Below are 17,714 nucleotides of genomic sequence, written 5' to 3'. Positions count from 1 at the left end.
ATGCAAGGGAACGCCCGCAATGAATTACGATGCCGCCCTGGACCAGGCGATCGGTCGGCTGCACGAGGAAGGCCGCTATCGCACCTTCATCGACATCGAGCGGACGAAGGGCCAGTTTCCCCAAGCCGTGTGGACGCGCCCCGATGGGGAAAAGCAGGACATCACCGTCTGGTGCGGCAACGATTACCTGGGCATGGGCCAGCATCCGGCGGTGCTGGAGGCGATGCACGAGGCCCTGGATGCCGTTGGCGCCGGATCCGGCGGCACGCGCAACATTTCCGGGACCACCATCTATCACAAGCGCCTGGAGGCAGAGCTGGCCGACCTGCATGGCAAGGAAGCGGCACTTGTCTTTTCCAGCGCCTACATCGCCAATGACGCCACGCTGTCCACCCTGCGCAAGCTGTTCCCCGGACTGATCATCTATTCTGACGAACTGAACCACGCCTCGATGATCGAGGGGATCAAGCGGTTCGACGGCGCCAAGCGGATCTTCCGGCACAATGATGTGGCCCATCTGCGCCAGCTTCTGGCCGCCGACGATCCCACGGCGCCCAAGCTGATCGCCTTTGAATCGATCTATTCGATGGACGGCGACTTCGGCCCGATCAAGGCGATCTGCGATCTCGCGGACGAGTTTAATGCCTTGACCTATCTGGACGAGGTTCATGCGGTGGGCATGTATGGCCCCCGCGGTGCCGGCGTGGCCGAGCGCGACGGGCTGATGGATCGCATCACCATCTTCAACGGCACGCTGGGCAAGGCCTTTGGCGTCTTTGGTGGCTATATCGCGGGCACGGCCAAGATGATGGACGCGATCCGGTCCTATGCGCCGGGCTTCATCTTCACGACCTCGCTGCCGCCGGCGGTGGCTGCGGGGGCTGCGGCCTCGATCGCACTGCTGAAGGGCCCGGAAGGCCAGCATCTGCGCGATGCGCAGCAATTGCACGCCCGGATCCTGAAGATGCGGCTGAAATCGCTGGGGATGCCCATCATCGACCATGGCAGCCATATCGTGCCGGTCCATGTCGGCCATCCGGTCCACTGCAAGATGCTGTCGGACATGCTGCTGCGCGACTATGGCATCTATGTCCAGCCGATCAACTTCCCGACCGTTCCGCGCGGCACGGAACGGCTGCGCTTTACCCCGTCGCCGGTCCATGCGCCCCGCCAGATCGACCATCTGGTCAAGGCCATGGACAAGTTGTGGTCACATTGCGCACTCAACCGCCAGGAAATGAGCGCCTGATTCATTCGGCGGGTGAACTGCTCTCGCCTGCGTGATAAGCTCGCGTTAAAGAACAAAAGGTAACGTCTGATTCGGACGTTACCGGCATCGGGCGATGAGGCAGGCAAGACATGAGCAGGCTGCGGGCTGATTACCCGGCAGAGGAGAATGTGCAGGTGGGGGAAGTGGGCCATTTCCTCGACGACGACACGCGCCTTGGCGATATCCTGCGGGGCGAACGGGCGACCCTGGGCAAGTCCCTGCTGGACGTGCAGCGTGAATTGCGCATCCGTGCGTCCTATGTTGCCGCGATCGAGAATTGCGACATCACTGCATTCGACACGCCCAGCTTCGTGGCGGGCTATGTCCGGTCCTATGCGCGCTATCTGAACATGGACCCCGACTGGACCTTTCGCCGGTTCTGCCTGGAGTCCGGTTTCCAGCCCACGCATGGCATGGCGCCCACCGCCGCCGGGCCAAAACCTGCGCGCAAGCCGTCCGACCCTGTCGAGGCCCTGGCCAATCCCAAGGCGCTGTTCATTCCGCAGCAGGAAAGCTTCTGGTCCGACATCGAACCCCGTGCCATCGGCGCCGTTCTGGTGCTGATCGCCCTGGTCTGCGGCCTGGGCTACGGCGGCTGGTCCTTGTTGCAAGAGGTTCAGCGTGTCACTCTGGCCCCGGGCGAAAACGCGCCTGGCGTCGTCACCGCCCTGGATCCGGTCGAGGGGACGGGCATGGCCGAACCGGCCCTGGATCTGTCCGACACCACCGATCTGGCTCAGGCCCTGCCTCAACCCGAGGGGTTGGACAGGCTGTATCGCCCGCAGATTCTGGAAGCGCCGGTCTTGACCGCGCGCGATGGTCCGATCGCCGCCATCGACCCCGGCCTGACGCAGGTGCCCGCAGCCCAGGACATGGCCGCGGACCAGGCCCCCCCCGATGCTGGAACCGCCATTCAGCGCGCATTGGCCGAGGCGGGGGCTGCCGAATTCGGACCCCCCCTGCCGGAACAGTCCGCGGCCGCGATCACCGTGGCGCCGGACGCGCCTGCCTTGGAACTGCTGGCCGCCCGGCCTGCCTGGGTCCGTGTGACGTCGGCCGATGGAACAGTTCTTCTGGAAAAGATCATGGACGCTGGGGAGCGCTTTACCCTGCCGGCGCTGGAGGAACCGCCGCTGCTGCGCACGGGCAATTCGGGCGCGGTCTATTTCGCGGTAAACGGCCAGACTTATGGTCCTGCCGCCCCCGGCCCGCAGGTCGTCAAGAATATCAAGCTGTCCCCGGATGACGTGACCGGCAGCTTTGCCCTGGCCGATCTGAACGCCGATCCCGAACTGGCGCAGATCGTGTCGGTCGCGCAGGCGGCACCTGCCCCCGACGCGCCTGTGACGGTGACCGAATAGCGTCCCGCGAATGCTGGGGGACTTCACGTCCCCCAGGCCCCCTGTGGGATATTTGGACCAAGATGAACGGGGATCATTCCCCCCAGGTGCGTTCCAGCACGCCGATCCAGTTTTCGCTGGCGATCTTGCGGATCAGGGTGCTGCCGTAGCCATGCGCCTCCATCGCGCCGATCAGTGCGGGAAGGGCGGCGGCATCGGGCAGATCGCGCGGCATCAGGGCGCCGTCGAAATCGGACCCGAGCGCCACGCCATCCTCTCCCAAGATATCCAGCAGGTGATCCAGATGCCGCAGCATGGTGTCAAAGCCTTCCAGCGGCAGGCGGCGGCCATCGGCGCGCAGAAAGCTGGAGGCGAAGTTCAGGCCCACAAGGCCCTGGCTGTCGGCAATGGTGCGCAACTGCCGGTCGGTCAGGTTCCGGCTGCTTTCGCTGATGGCGTGGACGCAACTGTGGCTGGCGACCAGGGGCGCATCCGACAGGGAGGCCACGTCATCGAACCCGCCTTCGTTCAGATGCGACAAATCCAGCATGATCCGCAGGCTGTTGCATTCGCGGACCAAGGCCCGGCCCGAATCAGTCAGCCCGTTCCCGGTATCGGGCAAGGACGGAAAGGCAAAGGGCACGCCATGGCCATAGGCGGTGGGGCGCGACCAGACCGGCCCCAGCGACCGCAGCCCCGCTGCGTGCCACAGGTGCAGGGCGTCCATGTCGGGGATCGCCTCGGCCCCCTCCATATGCATGATCGCGGCAAGGCGGCCTGCGGCGACAGCCCGGCGCAGGCTGCTGGCCGAGGTCACGATGTCCAGCGTTCCCGTCCGCTCAAGCGCCTTGAGCGCCGTGGCCTGAGCAAAGGCATGGGGCAGGGCCTGGGCAAAGGGAATTTCATCCGGCAGGGGCATGGCAAAGGGCGGGTTTTCCATCAATGCCGCGGCGGCGGCATCGTTCGGTCCCTGGGGCGCAGGGATCCAGATCGCAAAGAACCCACCCACCAGGCCGCCAGCCCGGGCGCGCGGCAGGTCCAGATGGCCGGTGCCGTCGCCTTTCAGCCAGATGCCGGTGCCGCCCGCCACGACGCGTTGCAGGAAATCGTTATGGCCGTCGAATACCGGGATCATCCGCTTCTCCTTGGATCGTGCCCCGACCATGCACATCCCGGCGCGGGCGGCAATGGCTGCGCTTGGCCTCCGCCGCGATTCGGCATTAGGCTGGCCCCGGCAAGCAAAGGAGACGCCAGCCATGCCCGACATCCGCCGCGATTTTGACGGCCAGACCGTCATCACCACCTTCGAGGTGACGCCTGGCAGCGCCCATGACGTGCTGGATCTGCTGACCGATGCCTGGGACCAGGTGATCCGCCGCCAGCCCGGCTTTGTCTCGGGCGCGATTCACCTGAACGACGCGCAGACCCGGATCGCCACCTATTCCCAATGGCGCGACCGCAAGGATTACCAGGCCATGCTGCGCCACGAGGAAATGCGGCGGCGGAACCGCGACATCAACAGCATGTGCAAAAGCTTCGAGCCGGTGATGTACGAGGTGCAGGCCGTCTTTCACACAGATGCTGCAACCGCGAAATAGACTGTGCAATCGCGCGGCCTGCCTGCTACCGTGCCCATGCGTCAACCGGCAGGAGGGACGATGGCAGGCAGGATCATCACGGTCGCCCAGCAAAAGGGCGGGTCGGGCAAGACGACGCTGGCCGTCAACCTGGCCGTCAGCCTGCTTGAAAGGGGCCATTCCGTTGCGCTGATCGACACCGATCCGCAAGGCAGCCTGGGCCGCTGGTTCATCGAACGGATGCAGGCCCAAGGCGAGGACGAGGCTATGGATTTCTCAACATCCTCTGCCTGGGGTGCCAGTTACGAATCCGAAAAGCTGAAGAAGCGGTTCGATTTCGTCATCATCGACACGCCGCCCAAGATCGACAGCGACCTGCGTCCGGCACTGCGGGTGGCCGATCTGGTGCTGGTGCCGGTGGCGACCAGCCATGTGGATCTGTGGGCAACCGAAGGCGTGCTGGATCTGGCGCGTCGGGAAAAGGCGCCGGTGCTGGTGGTGATGAACCGCGTGCGCCCGAACACCCGCCTGTCGGCCGAGGTTTCGCACAAGGCCGCTGCCCTGGGGGCCGATGTGGCGCAAACGCAGGTGTCGAACCGCGTGCTTTACGCGGAAACCCTGGGCCAGGGCGTCGGCGCCCTGGAACGCGCCCGCAGCGGACCGGCCCGGGACGAGATCGCTGCGCTGACCGACGAGGTTCTGGCGGCGATCGGCTAAACCGGCAGGATCGCCGGGCCGTCTGGTGTATCGACCCGCCGCACGGTGATGCCAAAGGCGCGACGCAGCAGGTCGTCGCGCAGGATCCTGTCGGCCGGACCATCCGCCAGCACGCGCCCGTTCGACAGCAAGACCAGCCGCGTGCAGAACCGTGCTGCCAGCCCCAGGTCGTGGATCGAGGCAAGGACCGTCCGCCCCTCGGCCGCCAGATCCCGGAACAGGCGCAGGCAGGCCAGTTGCTGCGCCGGATCCAGGCCCGCGATGGGTTCGTCCGCAATCAGCAGGGGTGTGTCCTGCGCCAGCGCCCGGGCGATCAGGGCACGGTTCTGTTCACCCCCCGACAGGCGCAGGGCGGTGCGCTTGCGGAACGCCTCCAGCCCCATGCGGTCTATGGCCGCGTCGGTGGCGATGCGGTCTATGCCGCTGCGTCCCCCTCCGGGCCAAGGGATGCGGCCAAGGGCCACCAGATCCTCGACGCTGACGGGCCAGGCGATTTCACGCGCTTGTGGCAGATAGGCGGCGTGGCGGGCACGCCGGTCGGCGGGCATCGCGGCAAGGCTGGACGTGCCGGTAAAGGGGATCAGGCCAAGCGCGGCTTCCATCAGGGACGATTTTCCCGCGCCGTTCGGGCCGATCAGGCCCACGAATTCGCCGGGTCCGAGAAACAGGCGGACCCCGTGCAACACCGGTCGGCGGCGGCGGGTGACGGACAGGCCGTTCAGCGTCAGGACCATTAGACGCGTCCCCCGCTGCGGGTTTTCCAGATCAGGTGCAAGAACAGCGGTGCGCCCACGATGGCGGTCAGCACGCCCAGCTTCAGGTCACGGTCGGGCACGACCAGCCGTACCGCAATGTCGGAGGCCAGCAGCAGCGCCGCCCCGCCTAGCGCCGAGGCAGGCAGCAGCGCCGATGGCCGCGCCCCCACGAAAGGCCGCAGGATATGCGGCACTACCAGTCCCACGAAGCCGATGGCCCCGGCCACGGCGGTGGCAGGGCCGACGATCAGCGCCGTGCCCGCAACCAACCGCCAGCGCAGAGCCGGCCCGGCCTTGCCAAGGGCCTGGGCGGCAGCCTCGCCCAAGGTCAGGGCATCCAGGGCGCGCCGAGTAGACAGGATCACAGCGGCGCCAAGCGCCATGGGCGGCACGGCCAGCCAAAGATGCAGCATGGACCGGTCGGCCAGCGACCCCATCAGCCAGAAGACGAACTCACTCGCGGCATAAGGATTGGGCGACAGATTCAGCACCAGGGCCGTTCCCGCGCCTGCGAGGGCGGATATCGCTACGCCTGCGAGGATCAGCGTAACCGACCCGCCGCGCGGTCCGGCCAGGGCCATCAGCATCGCCACGCCGACCGCAGCGCCTGCGAAGGCCGCCAGCGGCAGGGCCAGAACCGCCAGCAGCGACAGCCCGGTCTGGATCGACAGCACCGCGCCAAGCGCCGCCATGCCGGATATGCCGATCAGCCCCGGTTCGGCCAGCGGATTGCGCAGGTATCCCTGCAAGGCCGCGCCGCTCAGTCCCAAGCCTGCGCCGACGGCCGCGCCCAGGATCGCGCGGGGCAGGCGGATTTCGCGCATCACGATGGGGATCGGGCCTTCCCCGCCCAAGGCGAGGGCGCGCAACGACTCCAGCACGGGCAGCCCCGCCGGACCGGTCAGCAGGGACGCAAGGAACAAGGCACACACAAGGGCCGCCAAGGCCAGAAGCAGCGCCCTCATCGCAGGGATCGGATGGCGCGGGTGACAAAAGGCGTGCCGCAGGTCCAGTGCAGGTCCGTGACCTGCGCCCGGGCGGGTGAGGCGGCGGCAAGGGCGGGGTGGTCGAGGATCGCCTCGCCCCGGGACTGGCCGGGCCATTTGGCCCCGGTGATCAGCCGGTCCGGGCGGGCCATGACCAGCAGTTCCAGGGGCAAGGGCGTCGTTGCGGCGATACCATAGTCAGAGGCGATGTTGCCAAGACCGGCCGCGTCCAGGATCGCCCCGGCCAGCGTTTCCGACCCCGAGGTGAAGCCGTTGGCGTAATACAGCGCCGCGCGGCCCCGGCCCCGGGGACTGCGCGCGGCAGCCAAGTCCGCGTCAAAGCGCGCCAGCAGGTCGCGCGCGGCGTCCCGGCGGCCCAGCCAGTCGCCCATGCGAATGATGTCGGCGCGGATGGCATCGAAATCCTCGGATGGGGGCGGCGTTTCGACGCGGATGCCCAGGCGGCGCAGCATCGCCACGGTTGCAGGCGGGGTATAGGTGCCCGCGATCACCAGATCGGGGCGCATCAGATAGATCTCCTCGGCCCGGCCGCTGTTCGGACGATACGCCGCGGCTTCCTGGGCCATGGGCGACAGGCGGGGATCCTGCGCCAGGCTGCTGACCGAGATCAACTGCCCCGGCCCCGCCAGCATCATCGCCAACTGGTCGCTGCACAGGTTCATCGACACCACGCGCTGTGGTTCCGCCTGCGCGGGCAGGGCGGCGGCGATCAGGACCGCCGCCGCCAGGATGGTCCTAGAACGACGCACGCAGCCCCGCATAGATCGCCCGGCCCGAAGTGCCATAGCCGTCGACCCACTGGTAATCCTCGTCCAGGGCATTTTCCAGTCGCAGATAGGCGGTCGCGTTGTCGCGTACCGGATGGCTGACCAGCAGATCGACGGTGGTGAAATCGTCCATGCCATCCGCCCGGCCCGCCACGTGCTGCAGGTCGATGCCCGCCGTGGTGCCGGTGGCGAAGGTGGTTTCGGCCCCCAGGTTCAGGACGCGTTCCGGCACGCGGGCCCATTCCGGGACATCGGTCTGGTTGTCGATGAAGGTATAGCTGGCCGTCAGCGCATGGCCCGCGCCAAAGGCATAGCGGCCGTCGATCTCGATCCCCCGGCGGCGGGCGGTGCCGTCCACTTGGGCATAGCAGCCAAAGAGCTGGCCACAGGCTGTCGCTGCCGGGTCGAACCCGATCAGGCTGTCCGCCTTGAGCCAGAAGGCCGTTGCGCGAAAATGGCTGTCGCCCCACCTCTTTTCGACGCCCAGTTCATAGGTGCGGCTTTCCTCGCGCTCCAGCGAAGGATCGCCGTATTCGCCGAAAAGTTCATAAAGCGAAGGTGCGCGAAAGCCGTTCCCAAGCGCCGCCCGGAACAGAAGATCATCCTGCAGCCGATAGACTGCCGCCACCCGGCCCGAGGTAAACCCACCGAAACGCGAATGATCGTCGCGGCGAAGCGAGGTCGTGACGTCGATCTGTTCCCCCAAGGCAGAAGTTGTTTCGACAAAGACGCCGGAAATACGCGCACTGCCCTCGTCGTCGTATTCTTCCTTCTCGGTATCGGCGCCAAAGACGGCGCGGATACCTTGTCCGATGTCAGCGGCCCCCTGCCAAGACAGCTTGGTGCGGGTGCCAATAAACTCGCTCGTGTTCACGGCAGAAGGGTCGTTGAAGTCAGTCAAGTCCTGACGCGATACCCGCTTGAAGCGATAACGGGTCAGTGCAACGTCCTGGTCCACCGCCCCGGTCCTGAACTGTGCAAAAGCGCGCAGGCCATAGCTTTCGCGCTCGAAGTCGTCATTGCCGGGCGTGCCCAGCACATCGCCCACGAAGTCATCGAAATCCCCCGCGCTGTCTTCCCAGAAGCCGTTGAAGCCGATCGTCACGCCGTTCTGCAACTGATGGGCGGAATAAAAGGACAGGCGCGTTGCCTCGTATCCGTCGTCCTCGAAGTTGCCGTCGCTTTCGTCCCTGGCCGAGAAGCCGTCGGTGCGGACATGGCTGACCTGGAAGGCCAAGTCGGTATTTTCGCGGCGCACCGTGGCGCCATAGCTGGCGGTCAGGGTATTGTAGGTTCCGGCCTCGATGGCGAAGTGATGATGCAAACCATCTTCGGTCGGGCGCAGCGACTGAAGCGACAGAACGCCGGCAACGGCCCGCGAGCCATATTGCGCGGACTGCGCGCCGCGCAGCAGTTCCGCCCGGTCCACACCGGCACTGATCTGGCCGCCGATATCATAGCGCGGCTTTGGCCCTGTGGGTTCAGAGACTTCAATTCCGTCAATGAAAACCGGCAGATACTCTCCGGGTGCGCCCCGGACTTGCAGAGAGCCGGTGGTGCCAAGCGGCCCTTCCTGGCGCAGCGTCACGCCTGGCAGCTTGGTCAGGCTGCGCGCCAGCGGCTGTCCTGCACGTCCTTGCAGATCCTCGCCGGTCAGCACGGATACCGAACTTCCCGACCGGCTCAGCTCGGTCGGTTCGCGGTTAGCGGTCAAGGTGATGTCGTCCAGGACAAAGGCGTCACGGGCGGCGTCCTGCGCCGCAACGGGCAGGGCGGTTGTCAGCGCCAAGGCGGCGGTCAGGGTCAAAAATAGCGGTCTTGGGGTCACGAATGACGTCCTTCCAGGAACCCGGGCACCCATGGCCCGGACGCGATGCGGTTCATCCGATGGGAATGTACCCCCGGACAGCGACACCACCACGACGGAAGTTTCCGTTTCCGGCGCGCCCCTCGCGCGCCGTCAGGGTGATCGCGTTCGGCAGGTCTCCTGACTTGCGGGTCATCGCTTGGCCGGGCCTTCCCATTCCCGCATGCGGGAACAGTGGCGTTGTCCGGCCCGGCTCTCCGCTGACAGTTGCGGGGGCAGTCGCGGAATCTCACCGCGTTCCCTTTTAACCGGGCACAAGCCCGGAACCGAGGCAGGAGTGCCATAGCCCAGACAGGGACGGGCAGGCAAGCGCAATCAGCCCAGTGAGGCAACCCAGTCGGGCACGATGCGGCTGGCGGGGCCAATGATGCGGCGATGGAAATCGCGGGCGTTCACGCTGGCCTCCAGGTTCAGTTCCACGCAATCCGCCCCGCGCCGCCGGGCGTGTTGGGCAAAGCCCGCAGCCGGATAGACATTGCCCGACGTGCCGATGGCAGCAAACAGGTCGGCGCCTTCAAGCGCGTCCCATATCCGCTCCATGTGATAGGGCATTTCCCCGAACCAGACGATGTCGGGGCGGGTCGCGGGACGGGCGCAGGCGGGGCAGGGATCCAGGGGGGCCATGACTGCCGGCGCGGGCCAGCGATGCCCGCAGGCGGCGCACAAGGCGCCGGTCAGCGCTCCGTGCATATGGATCACATCCGGACTGCCTGCACGTTCATGCAGGTCGTCAACATTCTGCGTGACCAAGGTCAGGTCGTGGCGCCGGGCCAGGTCGGCCAGGGCCAGATGCGCTGCATTGGGTTGTGCGCCAGCAGCATCCGCGCGGCGCATATTGTAGAAGCGGTGGACAAGCGCCGGATCCCTGGCAAACCCCTCGGGCGTCGCCACATCCTCGATCCGGTGGTTTTCCCACAGACCGTTGACGGCGCGGAATGTCGCAAGGCCGCTTTCGGCGGAAATGCCCGCGCCGGTCAGGACGGTGATGCGCAAGGGCTTACCGGCAGTAAGCCTCGGCCTGGGAAGCGAACCGCTTGTAGCGCGCCCAGAAGGCGTTGTCGGCGTTGCTTTTGGACATCCGAACCTCTTGCGCCTCGTGCGGGTCGCGGAAGAACGACGCGGCGCGGCGCTGATCGGACCGCGACAGGGTCTGGTTGGCGACCTGCTGGATGCAGCCGCACAAGGGCGCGTTGCCTCGGGCGCGGTCGGACCGGACGCAGGCGCTGTCGATGGGACCGGCAACGGCCAGGGGCGCGGTCAGCATGATGGCTGCGGCCGCAATGATCATGCGGTTGAACATGAAACTGTCTCCTCGTGGTTTCTCATGGGTCTGGCGGGGGCCGGTTGTCCCGGTCTGCGATGCCCGTCCGGCAGTGATGGTATCAGCAACGGCCCGCCCGCTCAATCAGGCGGTGTGCCGCAGGGTTCATGCGCCGCTTCAAGGCCTTGCTTCGGCAACCTCGTAGCCGGCACCGCGAATCGCCTCGGCCGCGCGGGCGTCATCCAGACCTTCGACGGTGACGGTCTTTTGCGCCAGATCGACGGTGGCGCGACCGCCTGCCTCGGCAATGGCGGCCTCGACGGCGGCCTTGCAATGGCCACAGGTCATGTCGGGAACGGTGAAGGTCATGGCAGTCCTATGGGTTTGACAAGCTGTTGCCAGCATGATCCTGCATGGCGCCAAGGGCAAGGCGGGGGATGCGATGATAAAGGCCATCGGACTGGATGCCGACGATACCCTGTGGGAGAACGAGACCTTCTTCCGCGTGACCGAGGGCGAATTCGTGGCCCTGCTGGGCGAATATGCCGACGGCGCCGACATCGCCAGCCGGTTGCTGGACGTGGAACGCGCGAACTTGGCCCGCTATGGTTTCGGCATCAAGGGCTTCATGCTGTCGATGGTCCAGACGGCCATCGAACTGACCGACGGGCGCATCGACGGCCGCGCCATCGGCCGCATCCTGGACCTGGGGGCCGAAATGCTGGCCCATCCGGTCGACCTGCTGCCCGGCGTGCCGCAGATGCTGGATGCCCTGGAAGGGCGGCGGCTGATCCTGATCACCAAGGGCGACCTGATCGACCAGGAACGCAAGATCGCCGCCTCGGGACTGGCCGAGCGGTTAGAGGCGGTGGAGATCCTGGCCGACAAGACACCCGAATCCTATGCCCGCGTGCTGTTTCGCGCGGATGTCGCGGCGCAGGATTTCCTGATGGCCGGCAATTCGATGAAAAGCGACGTGCTGCCGGTCGTGACCCTGGGCGGCCACGGCGTCTTGATCCCGCACGCACTGACCTGGGCCATTGAACAGGCGGATGCGCCAGAACACCCCCGCTTGCATCGGCTGGACAGCATCGCCGATCTGCCCGCCCTGATCGCCCGGCTGGAGGCTGGCGATGCATAACCTGCGCGCGGCCCTGCTGATGGTCTTGGCCATGGCCGCCTTTGCCTGCGAAGACGCGCTGCTGAAGGGGCTGTCGGGAACCATTCCCACCGGGCAGTTGCTGGCCGTGATCGGCTTTGCCGGGATGATCGTCTTTGCCCTGTGGATCGCCATTGGCCCCGAGGGATTGCGGCTGCGGAACCTGCTGCGTCCCCCGGTCATGCTGCGCAACCTGTGCGAAGGCATCTGCGCCATCACCTTCGTCACCGCCCTTGCGACCGGCGATCTGTCCATCGCCTCGGCCATCCTGCAGGCGCAGCCCCTGCTGATGACGCTGGGGGCGGCGCTTTTCCTGGGCGAGCAGGTCGGCTGGCGCCGCTGGCTGTCCATCGCGGCGGGCTTTGCGGGCGTGCTGCTGATCGTGAAGCCCGGCACAGCGGCCTTCGAGTTCAGTTCCGTCCTGGCGATCATCGCGGTCATCACCCTGGCCGTCCGCGACCTGGTGACCCGCCGCCTGCCGCCCGAGGTGGGGTCGGGCCTGCTGTCTGCAGGCGCCTTCGGGTCGATGGGCATTGCGGGGCTGGTGCTGCTGCTGATCGGCGGGCAGCAGGCCGTTGCGCCGACAGCAGGGCAGGGGGCGCTGATGGCCGCAACGCTGTGCTTTGGCCTTTTGGGATACATCACCATGGTCATCGCCACCCGCATCGCGGAAATCGCGGTCATCGCGCCCTTCCGCTATTCCCGTCTGCTGTTCGCGATGCTGCTGGCGGTGACCGTCTTCGGCGAACGGCCCGATGCGCTGACCCTTCTGGGGGCCGCGCTGATCGCGGGCGCGGGCATCTATGCCATGTGGAGAGAGGCGCGGTTGCGCCGGGCGCTTCTGGCCGAACTATAGGTCGTAAAATCCCCTTCCCGCAGGGCCAAAGCCCTTGTATAGCCCGGCCATGACCGAACTTTCCCTCATCCGCAATTTTTCGATCGTGGCCCATATCGACCACGGCAAATCCACCCTGGCCGACCGGCTGATCCAGTCCACGGGCACTGTCGCCGACCGCGACATGAAGGCCCAGATGCTGGACAGCATGGATATCGAGCGTGAACGGGGCATCACCATCAAGGCCAACACCGTCCGCATCATCTATCCCGCCAAGGATGGACAGACCTATGTGCTGAACCTGATCGACACGCCGGGCCATGTGGACTTTGCCTACGAGGTCAGCCGGTCCATGCGCGCGGTCGAGGGATCGCTGCTGGTCGTGGACGCATCCCAGGGGGTCGAGGCGCAGACGCTGGCCAATGTTTACCAAGCCATCGACGCGGGCCACGAGATCGTGCCGGTCCTGAACAAGATCGACCTGCCCGCCGCCGAGCCGGACCGGGTCAAGGAAAACATCGAGGAGGTGATCGGCATCGACGCCTCGGACGCGATCCCGATTTCCGCGAAAACCGGCCTGGGCATTCCTGACGTGCTGGAAGCCATCGTCACCCGCCTGCCCGCCCCCAAGGGCGACCGCAACGCGCCCTTGAAGGCGATGCTGGTGGATTCGTGGTACGACGCCTATCTGGGCGTCGTCGTCATGATCCGCGTCATGGACGGCGTGATCCGCAAGGGCGAGCGGGTGAAGATGATGCAGACCGGCGCGGTCTATGGCATCGACAAGCTGGCCGTCCTGACCCCGCAGATGGTGGACATCCCCGAACTGGGACCGGGCGAGATCGGCGTCTTCACCGCATCCATCAAGCAGGTGCGAGACACCCGTGTGGGCGACACGATCACCCACGAAAAGAAGGGCGCCGATGTTGCGCTGCCGGGCTTCAAGCCCGCCCAGCCGGTGGTCTTCTGCGGCTTGTTCCCCGTGGACGCCAACGACTTCGAGGCCCTGCGCGACGCCATCGAGAAGCTGGCCCTGAACGACGCAAGCTTCAGCTACGAGATGGAAACCTCGGCCGCGCTTGGCTTCGGCTTCCGCTGCGGCTTCCTGGGGCTTTTGCACCTCGAGGTGATCCGCGACCGGCTGGAACGCGAATACGACCTGGACCTGATCACCACCGCCCCCAGCGTGGTCTTCAAGCTGCATATGCGCGACGGAGAGGTGCGCGACCTGCACAACCCCGCCGATATGCCCGACCTGACCCATGTGGACCATATTCAGGAACCGCGCATCAAGGCCACGATCATGGTTCCCGACGAATACCTGGGCGACGTGCTGAAGCTGTGCCAGGACCGCCGCGGCATCCAGCTGGACCTGACCTACGCGGGCAGCCGCGCCATGGTCGTCTATGACCTGCCCCTGGCCGAGGTCGTCTTCGACTTCTACGACCGCCTGAAATCCGTGACCAAGGGTTATGCCAGCTTCGATTACCAGATCAGCGAATACCGCGAGGATTTCCTGGTCAAGATGTCGATCCTGGTCAATGACGAGCCCGTGGACGCCCTGTCCATCATGGTCCACCGCGACCGTGCCGAGGCGAGGGGCCGGGTGATGGTCGAAAAGTTGAAGGAACTGATCCCCCGGCACATGTTCAAGATCCCGATCCAGGCCGCCATCGGGGCGCGGGTGATCGCGCGCGAAACGCTGTCGGCCATGCGCAAGGACGTCACCGCCAAGTGCTATGGCGGCGACGCGACGCGGAAAAAGAAGCTGCTGGAAAAGCAGAAGGCCGGCAAGAAGAAGATGCGTCAGTTCGGGAAAGTGGAGATCCCGCAGACGGCGTTTATCCAGGCGTTGAAGATGGATGGGTGAGTGCAGCGGGCGACACTAGAGCGACTGGGGCTAGGGCTAATTGCCGGAGTATCTTGGTCGTTTTTCGGATATACTCTGGGCAGTGGCGAATTTGACCAAGGTTTGCTGTTAACGGCACTGTCAGGATTGGGTGCCTGGTTTTGGTCAGAGATCCGTCCTACGTCAGAAATACCAGAGGTTGTTGAACAGTCTGGCTTTACAAGAACTTATAGCAAGAACGATGTTCGTGTCGCGAGAGGGTTAGCTAAGGCAGCATCGGGAGCTCTAGGGTATCTATTAAATGATCATATGTATTGGTCATGGCTTTCTTCGGGGGAACTAGAGCCTTTAAAAAAAGTTCATAGAGATTGGAAGAGGGGAATATTATTTTTCCAAGATGTCGAGTTATCCAATATGCTTGATGCGTTTATGGAAGATGTACAAAAATTAATTATCAAATTAGCTACCGATACTGCTCCCCAAGATATTTTTGGCGAACAGAAAATTGGCTACAAGCCCTTTAATGAAGTTAATCAAGAGCATTACGATAGTCTTCTAAGGGAAAGTCGCAATGCTGACAGATTAGCAAGTTCTGCGGGAATTCGGCTTGAACGTATTGTCGATTTTGTAAGAAAAGAAGTACCTGAAGCTTTTGATGAGCCACTTAATTCTTAACCTGCCAGCAAGCGTAGGGTGCGTGCTTGCACGCACCACGCCCTCGGCGCCGTGTCAACGGTGCGTGTGAACACGCACCCTACGGGTTCGCTATAAGGTCAACGATCCGCTCGTGCCTGCGCCGCTACTCCTTCCACCCGCTTCACCGTTGCATGGTACGTGTAAAAACGCACCCTACGCCACCTTTCCGGCGGCTTTGTCGCGGTGGAATGACGAATACGGCCAATCCTCTGGCCGCTCGACCAAGCCATGCTTTACCGGGTTGAACCAACAATACCGGATATTCGCCGCGTGATCTTCATTATCCCGGACGTGATGTTCCCAAAATCGCCGCTGCCATATGCCGCGCTCTTGTCGCGCCCTCTGGCTGTCGCGCAACGGCCCCATCAGCATGGCGCGGGAAAACCTGGCTTTGATGAGCCGCCACCGCACCGAATAATCACAATCTCCATCCGGCAGCCGCCAGATGCAATGCAGGTGATCGGGCAGTACGACCCACGCGTCTATCCCGAAGGGCCGTTCCCCCCGCGTTGCTCGCACCGCATCGCGCAGCACCTCGACCTGATCGACCAGCACCCGCCCCCCCCGCTGCGCCAGGGCGACGGTGAAGAAGATCGGAACGCCGGGCAGGCGGGGGCGGAAACAGCGCGACATACGCCATCATCGCGCGCTCCGGTTCAAAAGCGGTTAACGACAACGGATAAAAACGGAGGTATTTCCGGCCTCGCCTGCGGCCTTTGCCGTGCTAGCTTGCAATCCTGTCGCTTAACGAGGATGCCATGCCCAGCCTTTCGCCCGCCCTGTCCACCGTCGCCGAAAACACCGCCGATCACGCGGCCATTCAGCAATCTCTGGAAACCGTGCGCGAAACGCTGGGGATGGAGGTTGCCTATCTGTCGGAATTCGTCGACAGCCGCGCGGTCTTTCGCGCCGTCAGCGCCCCGGGTCTGGAAGCTATGATCCAGCCCAGCCAGAGCATGGATCTGCGAGAGGTTTACTGCAAGCACATCATCGACGGCAATCTGCCCCGCCTCATGCCCGACACCAGCCGCCACAAGATCGCGACCGACTTGCCCATCACCCAGATGATCCCCATCGGCAGCCATCTTTCGGTGCCGGTCCACCGTCCCGACGGCAGCATCTTCGGCATGTTCTGCTTTCTCAGCCGCCACCCGCGCCCCGACCTGACCGAAGACGCGCTTCACCTGGTCGAAACGCATTCGTCCCTGGTGGCCAGGCGCCTAGACAGGCTGGGCAGCGGCGCCGTTGACCTGCCCGCAAGCGCCGCTTAGTCGAAAAAGGGCACGATCACCCGGCAGAAGGTGCCCACCGCCATGCCGACCGGAATGGATCCGTCGCGCGGCCCGCTGCCAAATTGCGACAGCCCTGCGCCGGGGGCGGCCTTGGCCGGATCCAGCGTGAAGACGATCCCATCCCCCGCCCCGCGCGGCTTGGGCGAGGCGCGCCAAAGCCGCGTCTTGCCCGGCAGGCCCATTTCGCGTTGCACCAGATCGCCCGCCGCGCACCAATAATCGGTATCCTCGCGCCGCACCTCGTGGATCACCGTGATCTCGGACGGTGCGGTCTGCACCGCCGTCATGCCGTTCTGCGCCGTGAATGCCGCCGCGGGCAGCGGCAGCAGCAGCGCAAGGATCGTCAGTCGCATCGAAACCTCCTGTCGCGGGGGCCGGAACCGCCGCCGCCATCCGTTCGTTTCGCAGTCACCCTTATCGGAGCATGATCATGCATCTTCGACTGTTCCTGATCCATATCTGGGTCGCCTCGATTGCAGGCGCGGTGGTGATCGCGGGTCTGGCGATGGGCTATGTCACTGTCGCCACCTTCATCTGGGGCGCGATCATCGGCTTGGCCCTGGGCATCCCGGCTGCGCTGCTGAACTGGGTCTATCTTCGGCCCAACCGGTCGCGCGAAATTGGCTGGACATGGCCCATCGCCAATTCGATCCGCTCGGCCGCGCGTCAGAAACCCTGACCACCCCCCGAAATGACAAAGGCGGCCCTGCGGGGCCGCCTTTGATCCGTCGATCCGTCCTACATCGCCTCGGCGCTTTCCTGCTGGATCACCTGTCCCGCGGTCGATACGTCGCGGCCCAGGCCCTGCGCGGTCTGGCATCCGGCCAGGGTCAGCATTGCAAGAACCGCGCCGAGGCCGATAAGCGTCTTCTGCATCCGTCCACTCCTTTGCATGATCTGCGACGGAACGCGGTTTTGCGCGGGCGGTTCCGCCACGCTCAGAACGCCACGCCCGACCACAGGGCGACATTGGCATAGGGCGTGAATTCCCCGGTGCGCACGATGGCGCGGGCGTCGCGCGTCAGGGCCTTGAAGGCGTCATGCGCCAGGGTCCGGTTTTCGCCCAAGGCGCGGGTGCGCAGTGCGGCATCCAAGTCGGCCGATGCCTCGCTGGCCCAGGCGGAACGTTCCACCACCAGTTCCGCCCGTATGGCATCCAGCACGTCGAAGAACCGGGGCACGCCGCGCGTCACGGCCAGGTCGATGCAGCGCACGCCGGGCGGGACGGGCAGCCCGGCATCGCCGATGACCAGCAGGTCGCCATGACCCATCGCGGCGATCAGCCCGGACAGTTCGGAATGAAGCAGGGGTGTGCGTTTCAT

22 protein-coding genes and 1 riboswitch are annotated in these 17,714 nt (G+C 65.0%); of the genes, 10 read left to right on the top strand and 12 right to left on the bottom strand.

What is annotated here, in order from left to right; translation table 11 throughout:
* Window positions 1-19: 19 nt before the first annotated feature.
* Window positions 20-1,249, top strand: a complete 1,230-nt coding sequence (gene hemA / locus Q5701_RS09815) for a 5-aminolevulinate synthase (RefSeq protein WP_306755047.1) — start codon at window positions 20-22, stop codon at window positions 1,247-1,249.
* 110 nt (window positions 1,250-1,359) lie between these two features.
* Window positions 1,360-2,631, top strand: coding sequence for a helix-turn-helix domain-containing protein (locus Q5701_RS09810; protein WP_306755046.1), 1,272 nt, complete (start codon window positions 1,360-1,362; stop codon window positions 2,629-2,631).
* Window positions 2,632-2,704: 73 nt separating this feature from the next.
* Here Q5701_RS09810 and Q5701_RS09805 read toward each other — a convergent pair whose 3' ends face one another.
* Complete coding sequence (locus tag Q5701_RS09805; protein ID WP_306755045.1) at window positions 2,705-3,745, bottom strand: dipeptidase; 1,041 nt, start codon at window positions 3,743-3,745, stop codon at window positions 2,705-2,707.
* Between the two features lie 121 nt (window positions 3,746-3,866).
* Here Q5701_RS09805 and Q5701_RS09800 point away from each other — a divergent pair, with 121 nt between their 5' ends.
* Both Q5701_RS09800 and parA read left to right on the top strand, forming a co-directional pair.
* Window positions 3,867-4,208, top strand: a complete 342-nt coding sequence (locus Q5701_RS09800; RefSeq protein ID WP_306755044.1) for an antibiotic biosynthesis monooxygenase family protein — start codon at window positions 3,867-3,869, stop codon at window positions 4,206-4,208.
* A 60-nt stretch (window positions 4,209-4,268) separates the two neighbouring features.
* Window positions 4,269-4,904: a ParA family partition ATPase gene (gene parA, locus Q5701_RS09795; protein ID WP_306755043.1), complete on the top strand. Its 636-nt coding sequence runs from the start codon at window positions 4,269-4,271 to the stop codon at window positions 4,902-4,904.
* Here the strand turns inward: parA and Q5701_RS09790 are convergent.
* The 7 genes from Q5701_RS09790 to Q5701_RS09760 form a co-directional block, all read right to left on the bottom strand.
* Window positions 4,901-5,638, bottom strand: coding sequence for an ABC transporter ATP-binding protein (locus Q5701_RS09790; protein ID WP_306755042.1), 738 nt, complete (start codon window positions 5,636-5,638; stop codon window positions 4,901-4,903). The genes parA and Q5701_RS09790 overlap by 4 nt on opposite strands.
* The gene (locus Q5701_RS09785; RefSeq protein ID WP_306755041.1) at window positions 5,638-6,624 is read right to left on the bottom strand and encodes a FecCD family ABC transporter permease; all 987 of its coding nucleotides are present in this window, start codon (window positions 6,622-6,624) and stop codon (window positions 5,638-5,640) included. Before Q5701_RS09785 ends, Q5701_RS09790 begins: the two co-directional genes overlap by 1 nt.
* A complete protein-coding gene (locus tag Q5701_RS09780) occupies window positions 6,621-7,415 on the bottom strand; it encodes an ABC transporter substrate-binding protein (RefSeq protein ID WP_306755040.1) in 795 nt (264 codons plus the stop codon). The genes Q5701_RS09785 and Q5701_RS09780 overlap by 4 nt, the downstream gene beginning before the upstream one ends.
* Window positions 7,402-9,261 (bottom strand): TonB-dependent receptor plug domain-containing protein, encoded by a 1,860-nt coding sequence (locus tag Q5701_RS09775; protein ID WP_306755039.1) that lies wholly within the window; start codon window positions 9,259-9,261, stop codon window positions 7,402-7,404. Before Q5701_RS09775 ends, Q5701_RS09780 begins: the two co-directional genes overlap by 14 nt.
* Before the next feature lie 132 nt (window positions 9,262-9,393).
* A riboswitch (cobalamin riboswitch) is annotated at window positions 9,394-9,586 on the bottom strand.
* 29 nt (window positions 9,587-9,615) lie between these two features.
* Window positions 9,616-10,293: an NAD-dependent deacylase gene (locus Q5701_RS09770; protein WP_306755038.1), complete on the bottom strand. Its 678-nt coding sequence runs from the start codon at window positions 10,291-10,293 to the stop codon at window positions 9,616-9,618.
* A gap of 4 nt (window positions 10,294-10,297) precedes the next feature.
* On the bottom strand, window positions 10,298-10,600 hold the full coding sequence (locus Q5701_RS09765; protein ID WP_234853741.1) for a hypothetical protein: 303 nt from the start codon (window positions 10,598-10,600) through the stop codon (window positions 10,298-10,300).
* Window positions 10,601-10,738: 138 nt separating this feature from the next.
* A complete protein-coding gene (locus Q5701_RS09760; protein WP_306755037.1) occupies window positions 10,739-10,930 on the bottom strand; it encodes a heavy-metal-associated domain-containing protein in 192 nt (63 codons plus the stop codon).
* Window positions 10,931-10,964: 34 nt separating this feature from the next.
* On the opposite strand from Q5701_RS09760, the gene Q5701_RS09755 reads away from it, so the two are divergent.
* Genes Q5701_RS09755 through Q5701_RS09740 form a run of 4 tightly spaced genes read left to right on the top strand, consistent with a single transcriptional unit; the run spans window position 10,965 to window position 15,079 of the window.
* Complete coding sequence (locus tag Q5701_RS09755) at window positions 10,965-11,702, top strand: HAD family hydrolase (RefSeq protein WP_306755036.1); 738 nt, start codon at window positions 10,965-10,967, stop codon at window positions 11,700-11,702.
* Entirely contained in the window at window positions 11,695-12,576 is an 882-nt protein-coding gene (locus Q5701_RS09750) for a DMT family transporter (protein ID WP_306755035.1), read from the top strand. The genes Q5701_RS09755 and Q5701_RS09750 overlap by 8 nt, the downstream gene beginning before the upstream one ends.
* 49 nt (window positions 12,577-12,625) lie before the next feature.
* Window positions 12,626-14,425: a translation elongation factor 4 gene (gene lepA, locus Q5701_RS09745; protein ID WP_306755034.1), complete on the top strand. Its 1,800-nt coding sequence runs from the start codon at window positions 12,626-12,628 to the stop codon at window positions 14,423-14,425.
* The gene (locus tag Q5701_RS09740) at window positions 14,426-15,079 is read left to right on the top strand and encodes a hypothetical protein (RefSeq protein WP_306755033.1); all 654 of its coding nucleotides are present in this window, start codon (window positions 14,426-14,428) and stop codon (window positions 15,077-15,079) included. It begins immediately after the preceding gene.
* 174 nt (window positions 15,080-15,253) lie between these two features.
* Here Q5701_RS09740 and Q5701_RS09735 read toward each other — a convergent pair whose 3' ends face one another.
* Complete coding sequence (locus tag Q5701_RS09735; protein ID WP_306755031.1) at window positions 15,254-15,733, bottom strand: REP-associated tyrosine transposase; 480 nt, start codon at window positions 15,731-15,733, stop codon at window positions 15,254-15,256.
* 125 nt (window positions 15,734-15,858) lie between these two features.
* Between Q5701_RS09735 and Q5701_RS09730 the strand changes: the two genes are divergently transcribed.
* Window positions 15,859-16,371 carry a GAF domain-containing protein gene (locus Q5701_RS09730; RefSeq protein WP_306755030.1) on the top strand — a complete coding sequence of 171 codons (513 nt, stop codon included), beginning with the start codon at window positions 15,859-15,861 and terminating at the stop codon, window positions 16,369-16,371.
* Here the strand turns inward: Q5701_RS09730 and Q5701_RS09725 are convergent.
* On the bottom strand, window positions 16,368-16,745 hold the full coding sequence (locus tag Q5701_RS09725; protein ID WP_306755029.1) for a hypothetical protein: 378 nt from the start codon (window positions 16,743-16,745) through the stop codon (window positions 16,368-16,370). The two genes, Q5701_RS09730 and Q5701_RS09725, sit on opposite strands and share 4 nt — an antisense overlap.
* Before the next feature lie 77 nt (window positions 16,746-16,822).
* Between Q5701_RS09725 and Q5701_RS09720 the strand changes: the two genes are divergently transcribed.
* Complete coding sequence (locus Q5701_RS09720; protein WP_306755028.1) at window positions 16,823-17,071, top strand: hypothetical protein; 249 nt, start codon at window positions 16,823-16,825, stop codon at window positions 17,069-17,071.
* A 59-nt stretch (window positions 17,072-17,130) separates the two neighbouring features.
* Here the strand turns inward: Q5701_RS09720 and Q5701_RS09715 are convergent, their stop codons facing one another.
* Both Q5701_RS09715 and rbsD read right to left on the bottom strand, forming a co-directional pair.
* Window positions 17,131-17,268, bottom strand: coding sequence for an entericidin EcnAB (locus Q5701_RS09715; protein ID WP_234853731.1), 138 nt, complete (start codon window positions 17,266-17,268; stop codon window positions 17,131-17,133).
* A gap of 62 nt (window positions 17,269-17,330) precedes the next feature.
* Window positions 17,331-17,714: a D-ribose pyranase gene (gene rbsD / locus Q5701_RS09710; RefSeq protein WP_306755027.1), complete on the bottom strand. Its 384-nt coding sequence runs from the start codon at window positions 17,712-17,714 to the stop codon at window positions 17,331-17,333.

It is taken from the genome of Paracoccus actinidiae, from assembly GCF_030863885.1.
GTDB lineage: Bacteria > Pseudomonadota > Alphaproteobacteria > Rhodobacterales > Rhodobacteraceae > Paracoccus > Paracoccus everestensis.
The sequence above is the reverse complement of the archived record's forward strand: the minus strand, read 5'-3'. Positions and strand labels throughout refer to the sequence as shown.

Excerpts from the sequence above, each read along its gene's own strand:
- hemA (WP_306755047.1), top strand. The coding sequence starts at position 20 with ATGAATTACGATGCCGCCCTGGACCAGGCGATCGGTCGGCTGCACGAG.
- Q5701_RS09805 (WP_306755045.1), bottom strand. The coding sequence starts at position 3,745 with ATGATCCCGGTATTCGACGGCCATAACGATTTCCTGCAACGCGTCGTG.
- Q5701_RS09810 (WP_306755046.1), top strand. The coding sequence starts at position 1,360 with ATGAGCAGGCTGCGGGCTGATTACCCGGCAGAGGAGAATGTGCAGGTG.
- Q5701_RS09790 (WP_306755042.1), bottom strand. The coding sequence starts at position 5,638 with ATGGTCCTGACGCTGAACGGCCTGTCCGTCACCCGCCGCCGCCGACCG.
- Q5701_RS09750 (WP_306755035.1), top strand. The coding sequence starts at position 11,695 with ATGCATAACCTGCGCGCGGCCCTGCTGATGGTCTTGGCCATGGCCGCC.
- Q5701_RS09725 (WP_306755029.1), bottom strand. The coding sequence starts at position 16,745 with ATGCGACTGACGATCCTTGCGCTGCTGCTGCCGCTGCCCGCGGCGGCA.
- Q5701_RS09720 (WP_306755028.1), top strand. The coding sequence starts at position 16,823 with ATGCATCTTCGACTGTTCCTGATCCATATCTGGGTCGCCTCGATTGCA.
- Q5701_RS09735 (WP_306755031.1), bottom strand. The coding sequence starts at position 15,733 with ATGTCGCGCTGTTTCCGCCCCCGCCTGCCCGGCGTTCCGATCTTCTTC.
- parA (WP_306755043.1), top strand. The coding sequence starts at position 4,269 with ATGGCAGGCAGGATCATCACGGTCGCCCAGCAAAAGGGCGGGTCGGGC.
- Q5701_RS09800 (WP_306755044.1), top strand. The coding sequence starts at position 3,867 with ATGCCCGACATCCGCCGCGATTTTGACGGCCAGACCGTCATCACCACC.
- Q5701_RS09785 (WP_306755041.1), bottom strand. The coding sequence starts at position 6,624 with ATGAGGGCGCTGCTTCTGGCCTTGGCGGCCCTTGTGTGTGCCTTGTTC.
- Q5701_RS09715 (WP_234853731.1), bottom strand. The coding sequence starts at position 17,268 with ATGCAGAAGACGCTTATCGGCCTCGGCGCGGTTCTTGCAATGCTGACC.
- Q5701_RS09730 (WP_306755030.1), top strand. The coding sequence starts at position 15,859 with ATGCCCAGCCTTTCGCCCGCCCTGTCCACCGTCGCCGAAAACACCGCC.
- Q5701_RS09760 (WP_306755037.1), bottom strand. The coding sequence starts at position 10,930 with ATGACCTTCACCGTTCCCGACATGACCTGTGGCCATTGCAAGGCCGCC.
- Q5701_RS09765 (WP_234853741.1), bottom strand. The coding sequence starts at position 10,600 with ATGTTCAACCGCATGATCATTGCGGCCGCAGCCATCATGCTGACCGCG.
- Q5701_RS09755 (WP_306755036.1), top strand. The coding sequence starts at position 10,965 with ATGATCCTGCATGGCGCCAAGGGCAAGGCGGGGGATGCGATGATAAAG.
- lepA (WP_306755034.1), top strand. The coding sequence starts at position 12,626 with ATGACCGAACTTTCCCTCATCCGCAATTTTTCGATCGTGGCCCATATC.
- rbsD (WP_306755027.1), bottom strand. The coding sequence starts at position 17,714 with ATGAAACGCACACCCCTGCTTCATTCCGAACTGTCCGGGCTGATCGCC.